The organism is Endozoicomonas sp. OPT23 (assembly GCF_009653635.1).
Taxonomy (GTDB): Bacteria; Pseudomonadota; Gammaproteobacteria; order Pseudomonadales; family Endozoicomonadaceae; genus Endozoicomonas_A.
Genome location: NZ_PPFD01000007.1, coordinates 205306 through 219917 on the forward strand (window position 1 = coordinate 205306; position 14612 = coordinate 219917).

A 14612-nucleotide genomic window follows, 5' to 3' on the forward strand; every position below is an offset into this window, starting at 1 on the left:
GAGCAAGATGTTAACCAATATTCGCATCATTCTGATTAATACCTTCCATCCGGGCAATATCGGTTCCGCAGCCAGAGCCATGAAAACCATGGGGCTGAACGATCTCTGCCTGGTGACTCCGCAACGATTCCCGGCACCAGAAGCGGAATCCATGGCCGCAGGTGCTCAGGATGTTCTGGAAAGCGCTAGAGTCTTTGCAACACTGGATGATGCCATTGCCGACTGTTCCATGGTTATTGGCACCAGTGCCCGCAGTCGCTCTCATACCTTTACCCGCCCGATGCTGGAGGCTGAAGCCGCAACCGACAAGCTGGTCGCTGAAGCTGAAAACTGTCCGGTAGCGCTGGTGTTTGGCCAGGAAACCATGGGGCTGACGAATCAGGAACTGGAGAAGTGTCACTATCATGTCTCCATCGATGCTAACCCTGAGTACCCGGTTCTCAATGTGGCTTCTGCCATTCAGATCCTCTGTTACGAGATTCGTAAAAGCAGTCTTCGCACTGACAGCAAAGCTGTGAATGAAGATGAGGAACAGGAATACCCGCTGACACGGGAGCTGGAGTACTTCTACGAGCATCTGGAAGAGACACTTAACGATATCGACTTCATCATCAAGACTCATCCCGGTCTGGTGATGACCCGACTGCGAAAACTGTTTAATAAAGCCAGACCGGATACCAAAGAGCTAAATATGCTCAGAGGCATTCTTGGTGCCGTCCAGAAGAAGGCCAGAAATGATCCTTGAAGAACTGGACAGCGTTCAGTTCCCTCTGGCTAACCGCTTCTTTAAAGCCAATGGCCACAAGGGTAAAGCCCGCTCTGATGAGCGGGTTCTGATACTCAGGGACAATGGCAATATTGTTGCCGCCCTGCGAGCCTGCCCAAAAAAACAGGGTTATCTGTTACGCAGTGTCTGGGTAGCTATTAACCGGAGAGGTGAAGGTCTTGGCAGTCTCTTGACTGAGAAGGCCCTGAAACGACTGAACAGTGACTGCTGGTGTTATCCCTACCCGCACCTGCAAAGCTTTTATGAAAATACCGGCTTCTCACTGCAAGAAACTGATCAGGTGCCAGAAGATATCGCCGTTCCCTTTGAGAATTACCGAAACAAAGGCGAAAGCTTTCTACTGATGGCATTCAGTCAGCGCTAGTCCTTTGAACAGTGCTTTTCTTAGGGCGGCCGGTGCCGCAAAAGAAGAGCCTTTCAGCATCGGCCATGGTCGGTTGGGCAACTCCCCCTCTTTACCAAGGCCGGTCAGCTTGGATAAGGGAATATCCACGCACTTGTCACCATTCAAATCATAACCAATAGCCTTGCCCTTAGCGTTATTCACTCGAACGGGCTGCCAGGCCGCCTGGGCATAAACATCAACAAACGGGTTATTGGCAACAAAGTGGCTGAGCTCCGGCTCAGCTGCACCGACCGTTGTCACACCTTTGGCAAAAGAAAACGTATTCACCATATTGCGACCGCCATTGCCAGCAATGGTGTAAACCCTGACACCTTTTGCTGACAGCTGCTGCAACAGCAGAATAATGTCGTAGGTGGTCTGCCAGACTGGATATTGTCTGCCCATGGTTTCAACGACAGATTTATAATAATCCGCACGTTCAAGTCTTAGCGGCTTTTCAAAAGCACTGATCAGCGTGGAAGATTCCCAGGACAAAATCAGAGCATCAAGTGTCTGCTTGGGGTAACGATCAAGAATAATTTGCAGGTTTGATCGAATCGCTTTCATGGGGTTCCAGCCATCCAGAATCGGATAACTGATAAAGGTAATACCCGGGTGAGCAGCAATCAGCCGAACCAGATCGCCATGATAGATCGGTTCTTTATGATCATCATTATCAAGGTCCAGCAGTCCGTACATCCAGCCTTTTTCTGCTTTATCTTCTTCATTATCAAAACTGAGAGAAACAGGAAAAAACCGATCAATAATGGCCACTTTATAGACAGACTGTTTTTCAGCCGCAGCACTAAGAGAGAACGATAAAAAGAAAAAGCAAAGATACTTCAACATTTACAAATACCTGTATTACATAGATATTTGCTTCGACTGAAGGTACTGGTTCTTCAGAAAAATGACTTTATTGTCACAGTAATGTCATAAATCTCTCGCCGCAGTTAGTCACCCTAACCACTCTGTCAGTCGTAAAAGTGAACCCTTTTAAACATAAAAACTCCAAGGTGAATCAACATCTATGGAGATAGGAAAAAATGTTAACGGATAAAACTTGCGATATTTGTCTACTTAACCTCAAACCCAGTGCTCAGTGGGATGAGAACGATTTTATTTATAATGGACCCGCTGAATTTTACACTGGCAGTCATTGCTTTCATGTTTACTGTATGAGTAACGCAGCAAAACAATTGCAACACAATCCTGTAACCAGAGCGCCCTTTACCGATGATGAAGCAAGAACGATAAGAAGTCGTGAGGCAGCTATTAAAAACTATCTGCCTGCTTACCTGAACTCGGCCTGTGATGATGATCAAGACATGCCAGGCACATCGGCAGATGACCTCATCCAAATGATTAAAACTGGGGCCGGAGACAATATTGAGCTTTATAAACAACAAGTTGTGAGGCTATACACCGTCGCAGAAAAAAACCTGTTGGATTTTATGAACAAAGATGAGCATAAAAGAAGTCAGGCAGAAGAAAGAAGACTGCAACAGGCACAGCAACCCTTGCCGCGCCAACAAAATGTATGCGAAAGAATCACAGGTTTCTGCACTATTTTATAAGCGTTTCTCCCCTACCACCGGGCACAAACAATTAGCTGCCCGGTTTTTCAAACTTAGATTTCTCTCTTCAGAAAAGTCAGGCATTATTGACCGTTTTGCCATTGGCAAACTCATATTCGTATTAATGGAGTGTTTGTGACAACAACCAAGGAGCCTTCAGGCCTGTTGCCTGGAGTACTGGCTTTTTCCATCTGGGGTCTGGTACCCATCTATTTTAAGCTGCTGGATTCTGTACCTTCACTGGAAGTACTGGGTCACAGGGTATTCTGGTCAGTGCTGCTACTGCTGCCACTGCTGAAATTTACCGGCCAGTTGTCACAACTTAAAACCGTCTTTACCAACCCAAAGGTTTTAGGCTTACTGATGCTGTCGTCCATTCTGATTGCTGGAAACTGGCTGACCTTTATCTGGGGGGTCGCCAACGACCGTATTCTGGAAACCAGTCTTGGCTATTTCATTAATCCACTGTTGAATATTTTCCTGGGTTATCTGTTTCTCAGTGAAAAGCTCAGTCCTTTAAAAATGATCGCTGTTGGTATAGCCGCTTTTGCCGTTGTTCTACAAATCTGGCTGCTGGGCAGCATTCCCTGGGTTGCTTTTGCGGTAGCTGGCACCTTTGGTTTTTACGGTTTGCTGAGAAAACATATTCCTGTGGCTGCCGCTACAGGTTTGACCGTAGAAACTATCTTATTACTACCGGCAACACTGGGCTATTTCTTCTGGCTCTATCAAACCGGAGACTACAGCTTCAGTTTTGATACCCCTCAGCTGAGCCTGTTGCTGGCACTGGCAGGACTGGTGACGACTGTGCCGCTGGTTCTGTTCAACGTTGCTGCTAAACGTTTAACCCTAACCTCTGTGGGTATTCTGCAATATCTTGGCCCTTCCATCTCATTTCTGGTGGGTGTCTTTATTTTCGGCGAAGAGGTGAATCAGGCTCGTATCATCACCTTTGGTCTGATCTGGCTGGCACTGGCTATTTTCACCTGGGACAGCTATCGAACATTAAAAGCAAAAACATCTACACAAGCAGCTGGCAGCTGATTTTTTTATTCAGTGCTTAAGGAATTTCCAGTATCCTTGCGCACTCCAATAAAAACGACAGAGTGATGTTTCCTGACATCATTCTGGCTGAAACGGATCCTGTCATGCTGGAAATCACTGAATACTTGGCCGGAGTGCCTCTTTTCCTGGCTTATTTTGCCACTGCTCTGGCACTGTCCGGGCTTTATATCCTGATCTACACCACTATTACGCCCCATAAAGAACTGCAACTGATCAAGGAAAACAAATCAGCGGCGGCTATTGCCTTTGCTGGCAGCCTGATTGGTTTTGTCCTGCCACTGGCCAGTGTTATTGAAAACTCGGTTGATCTGGCGGATATGGCTATTTGGGGTGCCGTTGCTCTAGTAGTACAGCTCTCTGCATTCTTTACCCTGCGCCTGTTTATGCCGAAGATTTCCGAACGTATCAGCAACGATGAAATAGCTTCCGGTATCTGGCTGGGCGCTGTCTCCATTGCTGCCGGTCTGCTTAATGCTGCCAGTCTGACTTACTGATTGGGAGCACAGTGATATGAAACGTTCCAAAAAGCTCCAGCTGAGCCTGCTGGGTATAACACCTCTGGCTCTGATCGGCTGTGGCGGTCCCAAGGAAGATGTACTGGTGTATCGTGATGATAATCAGTGTTCAATGGATAGCCAACTCAGTAAAGAGATCTGTGTTTCTGACTACAAAACAGCCGTCAATATTCATCAGACGACAGCCCCCAAATACAAATATTACGCTGATTGTTTTGATGATTTTGGTTCCACCTGTCAGTGGCAGACCAATGAAGAATACATTCCCACCATGGAAGGCTATATGCTGGCGACCCAGGAAGCCAGAAACAGCGGCATGGCCTTCACTGTTGTGCCACTCTACCTCAGCGACGATGGCGACTATGTCACTGGTGACTACGAAGATGTAGGCGGTAATGGCTACTCCAGTTACGGACGCAGGAAAGTACCCAAATATAGAACCACCGAGCCTTCGACCAAAACCCGCACCATGAGTCGCGGTGGCTTTGGCAGTAAATCATCATCCCGAAGCAGTTGGGGTGGCTGATCAGTGAAACGGGTGACAGCAATACCCAGAGCGGGCTGGAAAAAGACCGCAGAGTCCCTTGGCTTTCACTTTCATACTATTGACGGTGCTGCTTATTGGGATGAGTCTGCTTACTATCAATTCAGCCTGAAACAGATCGAACGGGATATTGAGTCACCCACGGAAGAACTTCACCAGATGTGTCTCGAGCTTGTGGCGAAAGCCATACAGTCCGAGCAGATGCTGACTCAGTTGCGCATCCCGAGACAACAGTGGGACCTGGTTCGTGACTCCTGGCAGAGAAAAGACCAACACTTATATGGCCGAATGGACTTTGCTTACGACGGTCACTCTGCTGCAAAGCTCTATGAGTACAATGCCGACACGCCAACTTCACTCTACGAGTCAGCTTTCTTTCAGTGGTTATGGCTGGAACAAATGATCAGTCGCGGAAAGCTGCCAGTTGCTGCCGACCAGTTCAATATCATTCAGGAAATGTTGATTGAAACTCTGGTGTGTTTAAAGAAACGCCATCTGAAAGAGCAACCTCTGTATCTGGCCAGTTGCCGTGACAGTGCAGAAGATTTTGGCACCGTTGAATATTTCCGTGACTGTGCGGTGCAGGCGGGTATAGATGCTCGATTTATCCATATCGAAGATATTGGTTTAAGTGATGGTTGCCAGTTTACCGATCTGGACAGCAACAGCATTCCTGCCCTGTTCAAACTCTATCCATGGGAATCCATGTTTGAGGAAGAATACGGCAACAGCCTGACAAGCTCAGAAACCCTGTTTGTAGAACCCGCCTGGAAATCCATCCTGTCCAATAAAGCTATGTTGCCACTGCTTTGGAAAGAGCACAAAGGCCACCCCAACCTGTTGCCCAGTTATTTTGAAGATGACAGTGAGTGCAGCGAACTTGGCAGCAGCTATGTGAAAAAGCCCGTCTTTTCCCGGGAAGGTGCCAATATTTCTGTCTACCAGCATGGACAGAAGACAGAGTTTGTCGATGGACCTTACAGCGACTGCGGTTATATATTGCAGGCTTATCATCCGGTACCGGTATTCAGAGGTAACCACACACTGGTTGGCAGTTGGGTCATTGGTGATCGTTCAGCAGGTATTGGTATCAGGGAAGACAGCAGTGTTATCACGAAAGACAGCTCTCGTTTTCTACCTCATATTATTCTGGATTAAAAAATGGTTTACTCGTCTGGAACAATAAAAACGGGTAAACCATTTCCTTTTTACTGTTTGCTTTGCTGCCAGTAAGCTTCCATCTCATCCAGAGTCAGCTGCTGAAAGCTTTCTCCGTTAGCTTCAGCCAGCGTTTCCATGACCCGGAACCGGCCTTCAAACTTATTGTTAGCCTGTCGCATAGCCATATCCGGATCAACTTTTAAGTGTCGCGCCAGATTGACGCAGGAGAACAACAGGTCGCCAATTTCTTCTGAAATGCGCTGCTGGCTTTCCTGATCAGCGACAGCGTCTCTTACTTCCTGAATCTCTTCCTGAATTTTGTCAATAACAGGCAGTAACTCGCCCCAGTCAAATCCGACCTTTGTGGCTGCTTTTTGCAGTTTGTAGGCGCGAGAGAGCGATGGCAGAGAGTCCGGAAGTTTGTCAGGCATCGCAGAAACAGACTGCGTCTGCCCTTTATCCTGTTTTTCTTTCTGTTTGATCGCCTGCCAGCTGTCGATTACCTGATCAGACGTTGTAGCATCATCCTTTGAGCGTACTGATTCAAGGGTACCATCCGGGAAAACATGAGGGTGTCGTCTGATCATTTTTTCAAGCAAGCCATTAGCCACCTGATCGAAATCAAACAGATCTTCTTCATTGGCCATCTGTGCGTGAAAAACCACCTGAAACAGCAGGTCACCCAGCTCTTCACGCAGATTATCCATATCGTTATTGGCAATGGCTTCAAGCACCTCACAGGTTTCTTCCAGGGTGAAAGGTGCAATGGTTCTGAAGTCCTGTTTCACATCCCAGGGGCAACCGGTTTCCGGATCCCTGAGGCGATTCATCATATAGAGCAGCTTATCCATACTGCTCTTATCGTTTAATGAATGTTCAGCCGACGTCGGATCAGTCATGTCCGCTCCTTGCGGTTACGAACGGCCTGAATAACATTGGACAGCTGATCAATTTTTGTCAGTGTCGTACTTAACTGCTGCAAACTGGTCACTTCCACAGTAAGCACCATGGTCGCCGTGTTTTCTTCCTTGCTGGTACGGGTCAGCAGAGACACCACATTCACTTTTTCGTTGGCTAACACCGTAGTGATATCACGAATCAGACCTGAACGATCATAAGCGGTAACCCGCACTTCAACCGGATAGGCGTATTCGGGAGAATGTCCCCAGCTAACCTCAATCAGACGTTCCGGTTCTGTTTCCTGAAGATTCAGCGCATTACTGCAGTCTTCCCGGTGAATAGTAACGCCACGACCAACAGTGATATAGCCGATAATGGAATCACCCGGCACCGGATGACAGCAACCCGCCATTTGCGTCAACAGATTACCAACACCATCAATAGTAATAGTGCTATCCGACTGTTTTTCCTGACGAGGACGAGTCCGAACCTTGAACTCTTCCTCTTCCTCCGGTTCCATCTGACGTTGAGCCAGAGAGATCGCCTGAGTTACACGATAGTCGCCCGCACCGATAGCAGCGTACATGTCGTCCATTTCCTTGAACGGCGTGTTAGGCAGGAGCACAGGGAAATCAACGCCAACCAGCGCCAGACGTTTCAGCTCTGCGTCCAGCTGAGCTTTACCATCAATAATATTGGAGTCACGATCCTGCTTTTTCAGCCAGCTGGTAATCTTGGCTCTTGCTCTGTTCGTCGTGACATAACCCAGATCCGGGTTCAACCAGTCACGGCTTGGATGAGCATTAGGTGAAGTAAGAATTTCCACCTGATCACCGGTTTTAAGGGTATGGTTCAGCGGAACGATACGGCCTGCAACCTTGGCTCCGCGACACTTCTGCCCAACTTCCGAGTGAATACGGAAAGCAAAATCAATCGGCGTTGCGCCCACAGCCAGATCGACAACGTGACCAGCCTTGGTAAAGACATAAATACGATCCGGCTCAATATCGGTACGCCACTCTTCGGCAATACCACCAAGATCGCCCAGCTCTTCATGCCATTCCATGACGTTACGAAGCCAGTTCAGTTTCTCTTCGTAGCTGTCACTCTTGGTATTAACGTCAGTGCCCTTGTACTTCCAGTGCGCACAAACACCCAGCTCGGCTTCTTCGTGCATATTCTCAGTACGAATCTGCACTTCCAGCGTTTTACCCTCAGGGCCAAACACGGCAGTGTGAAGAGAGCGATAGCCGTTTTCTTTTGGGGTCGCTACATAGTCATCAAATTCCTGGGGAATATGATTGTAGAGCGAATGAACAACACCCAGCGCCGCATAACAATCACGGACTTCTTTGGTGATAACCCGAAAAGCTCGGATATCATAAAGGTCACGAAAATCCAGCCCCTTGCGCTTCATTTTGCGCCAGATACTGTAGATGTGCTTGGCGCGACCGTAGACCTGACCGTCAATATTGGCTTCTGCCATTGAGGCCTTAAGCTGCTCCACCACGCCATCGATATATTGGGTTCGGTCTGTCCGCTTTTCGTCGAGCAGGCGGGCTATCTTTTTATAGTCCTGAGGGTTCAGGTAGCGGAAAGACAGATCTTCCAGTTCCCACTTGATATAACCAATGCCCAGACGGTGTGCCAATGGCGCATAGATTTCAAAGACTTCCCGCGCAACACGACGACGCTTGTCTTTATCCGCATCTTTCAAGGCACGAATAGCGCAGGTACGCTCTGCCAGTTTCAACAGTGCTACTCGAACATCGTCGATAATGGACACCAGCATCTTACGGACTTTTTCCAGCTGATCCTGTGACTGATCCAATACATTGGTGCGGGCCGGGTTCAGCAGGGTACTGATGGCAGCCATGCCCTGAACGTCTTTGATCAGGTGAGCAACGGTACCGCCAAACTGCTCTTCTACAGTTTTCATGGGCAGCTTGCGTTCACGCACAGCGCGATAAAGCGCCGCAGCCACCAGTGAATCAGAGTCCAACTTCAGCTCAGCCAGTATCTCAACCATCTCCAAACCGGTACGGAAACAGCCAGGCCCGGTTGGCCAGACGGTTTCAGCCTGCAGCCTGGCTTCATCTTCTACATGCTGGCTCAATTCACAGGCTTTACGCAGACGGTCGGTATCAGTGACACCAAAAGAGTCCGAAAGCCGCTGTAACCAGGCCTTCAGATCGACGGAACCGTCGTAACGTATGGGGTGATCTTCTCTTACCTTAACCATGTAAGCTTTCCATTCTCAAATACCTTTAGCATCCATTCCGGCTGATAACCATGTCAGCAACCAACAATGAGCGCTGATCGAGATCCTGTAACTTGCAAAAATCATGACAGCTCCATCACTCTCGGTTTAGAAGCCAGTCATGATCAAAAAACAACCTGAGCTGATAATGGGTAAAACGGTTAGGTTAATACCTTCAGCCTTTAATGAACAGTGCCATGGACTCAACGTGACCGGTCTGGGGAAACATATCCATCACCCCCAGCCTTTGCAGTTTGTAGCCCTGCTCTGCCAGTACACCTGCATCCCGAGCCAGAGTGGCAGGGTTACAAGAGATATAGAGTACTTTATCGGGTATCCGATCGGCCATCTGCTCTATGATCTCTTTAGCACCCGCCCTTGGTGGATCCAGTACCAGTGCATCATATTGGTTCAGCAACCAGTCATTGCCTTTTTTACTGCCCTCAATCAGTGCAGCCAGGTCAGCCTGATAAAACGCTGTGTTTTCGATAGCATTCAGGCTGGCATTAAAGGCTGCTCGCTCAACCGAGGCAGTGCTGCCTTCTACACCCACTACATGACCCGCTTTACGAGCCATAGCCAGTGTGAAGTTGCCCAGCCCGCAGAACAGGTCCAATACCTTGTCAGACGCTTTCAGCTCCAGCCAGTCAACGGCCTGAAGAATCATCTGACGGTTGATTTGCCAGTTAACTTGAGTGAAGTCCACAGGGCGGAACTGAAGTTTTAAATCAAATTCAGGCAGGGTGTTATAGAGCCAGGGATCATCAGACGGTGAGTAAAGGCAGCTGATGTGATCAGGTTGTGGCTGAAGATAGAACGGCAGCTGCTGATCCTTAGCGAAGGTAGCCAGCTTACCCTGATCCTCAGCAGAAAGAGGCTTTATATGCCTGAACAGTACCGCTCTGCCACTGTCTGCCTGTATCAGCTCTACATGACTGACGGCTGTTTTCTTATCCAGTGTCTGCAATAAACTCTTAATTAGAGGCAGTAATGGCTGTAAAGGTTCCACCAGTACCGGACATTCCCTGATATCAATAATCTGCTTGCTCTGCTGCTGTCGGAAACCGAATTGCAGCTGATTATTACGCCAGATCATGGAGAGTCGACAACGATGACGATAGCCATAAGGCGTGGAAACCAGAGGATCAGACAAGGTTGCCGGTGTCAGACTTGAGAAACGGCGCAACTGATCGAGAACAATGCTCTGTTTACCCTGCAGCTGTCCCTCGTGACTCCAGTATTGAAGGCTGCAACCGCCACACTGCTTAAAATGGGGACACGGAGGCTCAACCCTGTCAGTTGAAGGTTGCTCGACCGAAACAACTTCGGCACTGGTAAAGCGGCGTTTATCTTCAGTGACTCGAATCGACACTTTTTCCTGAGGCAGAGCACCACTGATAAAAATGGTTTTACCGTGCTGTTTAGCCAGTCCACGACCGTCGTGGGAGAGCCCATGCACTTCAACTCCTCCAACGACTCCTTTTACTACCCCTCCTACTACGCGGCTCTTGCCTGGAGAAGTTCTTCTGGATCGCATGCAGATGTGTCCTTTACTGGAAAGCGCTGTTGCCAGAAGCTCTCTGACAACAGTGAAAAATATGGCGGGGAATTATAACCTGCAGAAGTTCAGAATCCAGCGTTCTTTAACTGGACTCTGACTGTGACTTAACCGTTAAAAACACCTGTAGACAGATAGCGATCACCACGATCACAGATAATGCAGACGATGGTCGCATTCTCTACTTCTTCAGACAGCCTCAGGGCTCCAGCTACAGCACCACCAGAAGAGACACCACAGAAAATACCTTCCTGTCGCGCCAGAGCTTTCATGGTCTCTTCCGCTTCTTCCTGACCGATGTCCAGGACACGATCAACACGACTGCTATCGAAAATCTCCGGCAGGTATTCTTTCGGCCAACGACGTATGCCCGGAATACTGGCACCATCAGCGGGCTGAAGTCCGACAATCTCGATATCCGAATTCTGCTCTTTGAGGTACCGGGACGTGCCCATAATAGTACCTGTCGTCCCCATGGAACTGACAAAATGCGTCACACGACCTTTCGTCTGTTGCCAGATTTCAGGCCCTGTGCCTTTATAATGTGAAAGAGGGTTATCCTGATTGGCGAACTGATTAAGCACCTTACCTTCACCGGCTTCCTGCAGTTCAAGAGCCAGATCTCTCGCGCCTTCCATACCGGATTCCTTGGTCACCAGTTTTAGCTCTGCACCATAGGCTGTCATAGCCGCACGACGCTCTTCACTCATGTGATCAGGCATGATCAAAATCATGCGATAGCCTTTGATCGCAGCCGCCATGGCCAAAGCAATACCGGTATTGCCGGAAGTGGCTTCGATCAGGGTATCTCCGGGCTGAATACGACCACTGGCTTCCGCTTCAATTATCATGGACAAGGCGGGCCGGTCTTTGACAGAACCTGCCGGGTTATTACCTTCCAGCTTCAGAAGAATGGTATTACTGCTGTTCGAGGCAAGACGCTGCAACCGCACAACCGGAGTGTTACCGATCAGGGCTTCAATAGTAGGGTAATCCGTCATGTACTTATAACCAGAACTTCCAAAAGACGTGTTTAACTCTTATTATCTCCAAGGATAAAGGATTGCCCTCTTCTCTGCACAGTTAATACTATGAAAAACACCACACAGGCGGTTAAGCGCCGGATCATGTTACTGGCCTACCTGCCTGGCGCATTGATCTCGATTATGATGTGCAGCTTGTATCTGTGCGCCCGTTTTGCCGAACTGGATCAGAACCTTGCCAGCAAGGCAGAAGATACTGCCCAGCGAATGGCGACTCTGGTCGTTTTCACCATGGAAACCGGCTTTAAAGACAGTACTCAGGATCTTGCCAGCCAACTACTGGAAGACAGTGAAATTCGCGCTGTTAACCTGCTGGATGAAAAAGGGCTTGAGTGCCTGCATGCTGGCCCTAAAATGCTGTCTATTACTGGTGACCAACCACTGCCGGAACGAATTAGCATTTACTCCGGTGAAAACTCGTTACGAGCTATTGCGCCTGTCATCAACACCAGTTCAGGCTCTGTCAATATTACTGGCTGGGTGCAGGTAGAGCTGACTTATGCTGAAATAAGGCTGCAAAAGTACCGTGCCATGTTGCTGGCAATTCTCGCATTAACCTTTACTCTGGTCCTGGCCTATTCCCTCTGCCTGAAACTCTGTCGTTATATTCTCTCGCCACTGGCAGACATTACCCAGAATATTCGGGAAATAGATCTGTCCGGACTTGAAAGCACTCAGCTCAACAGCAATTCCGAGCAGCTTTACTCAGGCCTCGAAAACGCGATTAACCTGATGCTGGCACGAATCTCACAATCCTGGTACGACCTGCAACGCAACATTGATCTTTCGACAGAAGAACTTCAGGAAACACTGGAAACCATTGAAGTTCAGAACGTAGAACTGGACCTTGCCAGAAAAGAGGCTCAGGAGGCCAGTCGAAGCAAGAGTGAATTTCTGGCCAATATGAGCCACGAAATCAGAACACCACTGAATGGTATATCCGGTTACACCAACTTACTGCTTGAGTCTGATTTAAAACCTCAGCAGCGGGATTATATGAGTACCATCGAGAAATCAGCCCAGGGGCTGATGACCATGCTCAATGATATTCTTGATTTTTCCCGTATCGAAGCCGGCAAGCTGGAACTTGATAATCAACGAGTCTGCCTGCGGGAAGTGATTGATGATTCACTGGCGATTATGGCACCCGCTGCTCATCAAAAATCTCTGGAACTGGTCAGTTTTTTCTACGAAGAAACCCCGGAAGAGATTCTTGCGGATAAGCAGCGTCTTTCCCAGATTCTGATCAACCTGGTCAGCAATGCCGTCAAGTTCACCAGCACAGGCAGTGTTGCCGTCAGGGTTATGCTCGAGAATACTGACGAGCATGGTATTCACACACTGAAGTTTACCGTTACCGATACCGGCACGGGTCTAACCCCCGAACAACACTCCCGTATTTTCAAAGCGTTTTCTCAAGCTGACTCAAGTCGTACTCGTCAAGCTGGCGGTACAGGTCTGGGGCTGGCTATCAGTAAAAGCCTCGTTGAACAGATGAACGGCGAAATCGGTCTGGATTCTGACCTGGGAAGAGGCTCGGTATTCTGGTTTACCATACGTACACGACTGGCCGACAGCAGTTCCGAGCACAAGCAATTAAAGGCCCCCTTCAAGCAAGTACTGCTCTGCGAACCCCAGGAACTGACACGTCTCTCTATCGGTCATCAGCTCCAGCACCTGGGTTTACAAATCAACCAGTTTGATCATTTCACCAGCCTTGAAAGCCACGTTCAGAAGAACACGACGCCTCAGCTGATCTTGTTAGGCCAGGGTGAGGAAAACCTGATCCAGACCTTAAGCCAGGCAAAGAGCATGAGTCAGGCGTGCCCAATCCTTGTTTTAGCTCTTGCCCACGAGCACAATCATTACCCGGAAAGCCTGCCAGACAATGTTCACCCATTATTAAAACCACTGTCGTTTAATAAACTGAAGAGAACTCTCGAACAGCTATCCAGTCACAAGCAGGTTCAGACAGTCGCTGCCAATCTCCCGGTTAACTATCAGTTCACCAAAAAACTGGAGATACTGGCAGTAGACGACCACCCGGTAAACCTTAAACTGCTGGCAACCATTCTCAACAACCTGGAATTATCCGTCAGTACCGCCAGCGATGGTTTCCAGGCACTGGAACTGTGTAAATCAAAACAGTTTGACCTGATTCTGATGGACGTACAGATGCCGGGCAAAGATGGTCTGAAAACCACTCAGGAAATACGCCAGATCAACAATGTTTACGCCAAAACCCCGGTTATAGCCATTACTGCCCACGCACTGCCCGAAGAGCGCAAGCAGATTCTGCAAAGTGGCATGGATGACTATATGACCAAGCCGGTTAACAAAAAACAACTGATCAATACCATCAGCCACTGGACAGGCAGCCGGATTGAAAATCAGAATCAGTCCCAGATAAAAAACCTTTCAACGGATAAATCGAGTCCTATTGATCTTGCCGCAAGCATTAAGCTGACAGGAGGCAATCGTGAACTGGCAGAAGAAATGCTGGGTATGATGCTCAGTGCTTTGCCTGATGACTTACGAATCATTACCGGAAGTTTTCAGGAGGGAGATCAAAAAGCATTATTAGAGCGGGTTCATCGATTGCATGGAGCCTGCCAATATTGTGCAGCTCCTGAATTAAAGCAGGCCTGTTACACGCTGGAAAACAGTCTCAAGAAGGTCGATAGCCTTAACTCACCTGCACTTCAGCAACAGGTAAAAAAGGTGGCTAAAGCCATAATTCGACTCATCGAATGGCAAAAAAAGCGCAGCGACAAAGCCAGAAAAGATCAGCCAGAACTGACTGGATAAAGGTAGCGA

At 48.5% G+C, this 14612-nt stretch carries 13 protein-coding genes; 8 read left to right on the plus strand and 5 right to left on the minus strand.

Annotated features, from left to right (window positions below; all coding sequences use genetic code 11):
• The first annotated feature begins 7 nt into the window (after positions 1-7).
• Positions 8-745 (plus strand): tRNA (cytosine(32)/uridine(32)-2'-O)-methyltransferase TrmJ, encoded by a 738-nt coding sequence (gene trmJ, locus EOPP23_RS17845; protein ID WP_153767361.1) that lies wholly within the window; start codon positions 8-10, stop codon positions 743-745.
• Positions 735-1151: a GNAT family N-acetyltransferase gene (locus EOPP23_RS17850; RefSeq protein WP_153767362.1), complete on the plus strand. Its 417-nt coding sequence runs from the start codon at positions 735-737 to the stop codon at positions 1149-1151. The genes trmJ and EOPP23_RS17850 overlap by 11 nt, the downstream gene beginning before the upstream one ends.
• On the opposite strand, the gene EOPP23_RS17855 is transcribed toward EOPP23_RS17850, so the two are convergent.
• Positions 1125-2021 (minus strand): hypothetical protein, encoded by an 897-nt coding sequence (locus EOPP23_RS17855; RefSeq protein ID WP_153767363.1) that lies wholly within the window; start codon positions 2019-2021, stop codon positions 1125-1127. The genes EOPP23_RS17850 and EOPP23_RS17855 overlap by 27 nt on opposite strands.
• 197 nt (positions 2022-2218) lie before the next feature.
• Between EOPP23_RS17855 and EOPP23_RS17860 the strand changes: the two genes are divergently transcribed.
• The 5 genes from EOPP23_RS17860 (at position 2219) to EOPP23_RS17880 (ending at position 6031) form a co-directional block, all read left to right on the plus strand.
• Positions 2219-2749 carry a hypothetical protein gene (locus tag EOPP23_RS17860; RefSeq protein WP_153767364.1) on the plus strand — a complete coding sequence of 177 codons (531 nt, stop codon included), beginning with the start codon at positions 2219-2221 and terminating at the stop codon, positions 2747-2749.
• 135 nt (positions 2750-2884) lie between these two features.
• Positions 2885-3793 carry an EamA family transporter RarD gene (gene rarD, locus EOPP23_RS17865; protein WP_370514810.1) on the plus strand — a complete coding sequence of 303 codons (909 nt, stop codon included), beginning with the start codon at positions 2885-2887 and terminating at the stop codon, positions 3791-3793.
• A gap of 65 nt (positions 3794-3858) precedes the next feature.
• On the plus strand, positions 3859-4308 hold the full coding sequence (locus EOPP23_RS17870) for a DUF350 domain-containing protein (RefSeq protein WP_228550774.1): 450 nt from the start codon (positions 3859-3861) through the stop codon (positions 4306-4308).
• Between the two features lie 16 nt (positions 4309-4324).
• Positions 4325-4855 carry a DUF1190 domain-containing protein gene (locus tag EOPP23_RS17875; protein ID WP_153767365.1) on the plus strand — a complete coding sequence of 177 codons (531 nt, stop codon included), beginning with the start codon at positions 4325-4327 and terminating at the stop codon, positions 4853-4855.
• A gap of 3 nt (positions 4856-4858) precedes the next feature.
• The gene (locus EOPP23_RS17880; protein ID WP_370514812.1) at positions 4859-6031 is read left to right on the plus strand and encodes a glutathionylspermidine synthase family protein; all 1173 of its coding nucleotides are present in this window, start codon (positions 4859-4861) and stop codon (positions 6029-6031) included.
• Positions 6032-6081: 50 nt separating this feature from the next.
• Here EOPP23_RS17880 and mazG read toward each other — a convergent pair whose 3' ends face one another.
• The 4 genes from mazG to cysM form a co-directional block, all read right to left on the minus strand.
• Positions 6082-6933 (minus strand): nucleoside triphosphate pyrophosphohydrolase, encoded by an 852-nt coding sequence (gene mazG / locus EOPP23_RS17885; protein ID WP_153767366.1) that lies wholly within the window; start codon positions 6931-6933, stop codon positions 6082-6084.
• Positions 6930-9176, minus strand: coding sequence for a GTP diphosphokinase (relA, locus tag EOPP23_RS17890; protein ID WP_153767367.1), 2247 nt, complete (start codon positions 9174-9176; stop codon positions 6930-6932). Before relA ends, mazG begins: the two co-directional genes overlap by 4 nt.
• A gap of 193 nt (positions 9177-9369) precedes the next feature.
• A complete protein-coding gene (gene rlmD, locus EOPP23_RS17895; protein ID WP_153767368.1) occupies positions 9370-10731 on the minus strand; it encodes a 23S rRNA (uracil(1939)-C(5))-methyltransferase RlmD in 1362 nt (453 codons plus the stop codon).
• A 128-nt stretch (positions 10732-10859) separates the two neighbouring features.
• The gene (gene cysM / locus EOPP23_RS17900) at positions 10860-11753 is read right to left on the minus strand and encodes a cysteine synthase CysM (RefSeq protein WP_153767369.1); all 894 of its coding nucleotides are present in this window, start codon (positions 11751-11753) and stop codon (positions 10860-10862) included.
• 90 nt (positions 11754-11843) lie between these two features.
• Between cysM and EOPP23_RS17905 the strand changes: the two genes are divergently transcribed.
• Positions 11844-14603, plus strand: coding sequence for a response regulator (locus EOPP23_RS17905; protein WP_153767370.1), 2760 nt, complete (start codon positions 11844-11846; stop codon positions 14601-14603).
• Positions 14604-14612 lie beyond the last annotated feature (9 nt).

Excerpts from the sequence above, each read along its gene's own strand:
- trmJ (WP_153767361.1), top strand. The coding sequence starts at position 8 with ATGTTAACCAATATTCGCATCATTCTGATTAATACCTTCCATCCGGGC.
- EOPP23_RS17850 (WP_153767362.1), top strand. The coding sequence starts at position 735 with ATGATCCTTGAAGAACTGGACAGCGTTCAGTTCCCTCTGGCTAACCGC.
- EOPP23_RS17855 (WP_153767363.1), bottom strand. The coding sequence starts at position 2,021 with ATGTTGAAGTATCTTTGCTTTTTCTTTTTATCGTTCTCTCTTAGTGCT.
- EOPP23_RS17860 (WP_153767364.1), top strand. The coding sequence starts at position 2,219 with ATGTTAACGGATAAAACTTGCGATATTTGTCTACTTAACCTCAAACCC.
- EOPP23_RS17870 (WP_228550774.1), top strand. The coding sequence starts at position 3,859 with ATGTTTCCTGACATCATTCTGGCTGAAACGGATCCTGTCATGCTGGAA.
- EOPP23_RS17875 (WP_153767365.1), top strand. The coding sequence starts at position 4,325 with ATGAAACGTTCCAAAAAGCTCCAGCTGAGCCTGCTGGGTATAACACCT.
- mazG (WP_153767366.1), bottom strand. The coding sequence starts at position 6,933 with ATGACTGATCCGACGTCGGCTGAACATTCATTAAACGATAAGAGCAGT.
- relA (WP_153767367.1), bottom strand. The coding sequence starts at position 9,176 with ATGGTTAAGGTAAGAGAAGATCACCCCATACGTTACGACGGTTCCGTC.
- rlmD (WP_153767368.1), bottom strand. The coding sequence starts at position 10,731 with ATGCGATCCAGAAGAACTTCTCCAGGCAAGAGCCGCGTAGTAGGAGGG.
- cysM (WP_153767369.1), bottom strand. The coding sequence starts at position 11,753 with ATGACGGATTACCCTACTATTGAAGCCCTGATCGGTAACACTCCGGTT.
- EOPP23_RS17905 (WP_153767370.1), top strand. The coding sequence starts at position 11,844 with ATGAAAAACACCACACAGGCGGTTAAGCGCCGGATCATGTTACTGGCC.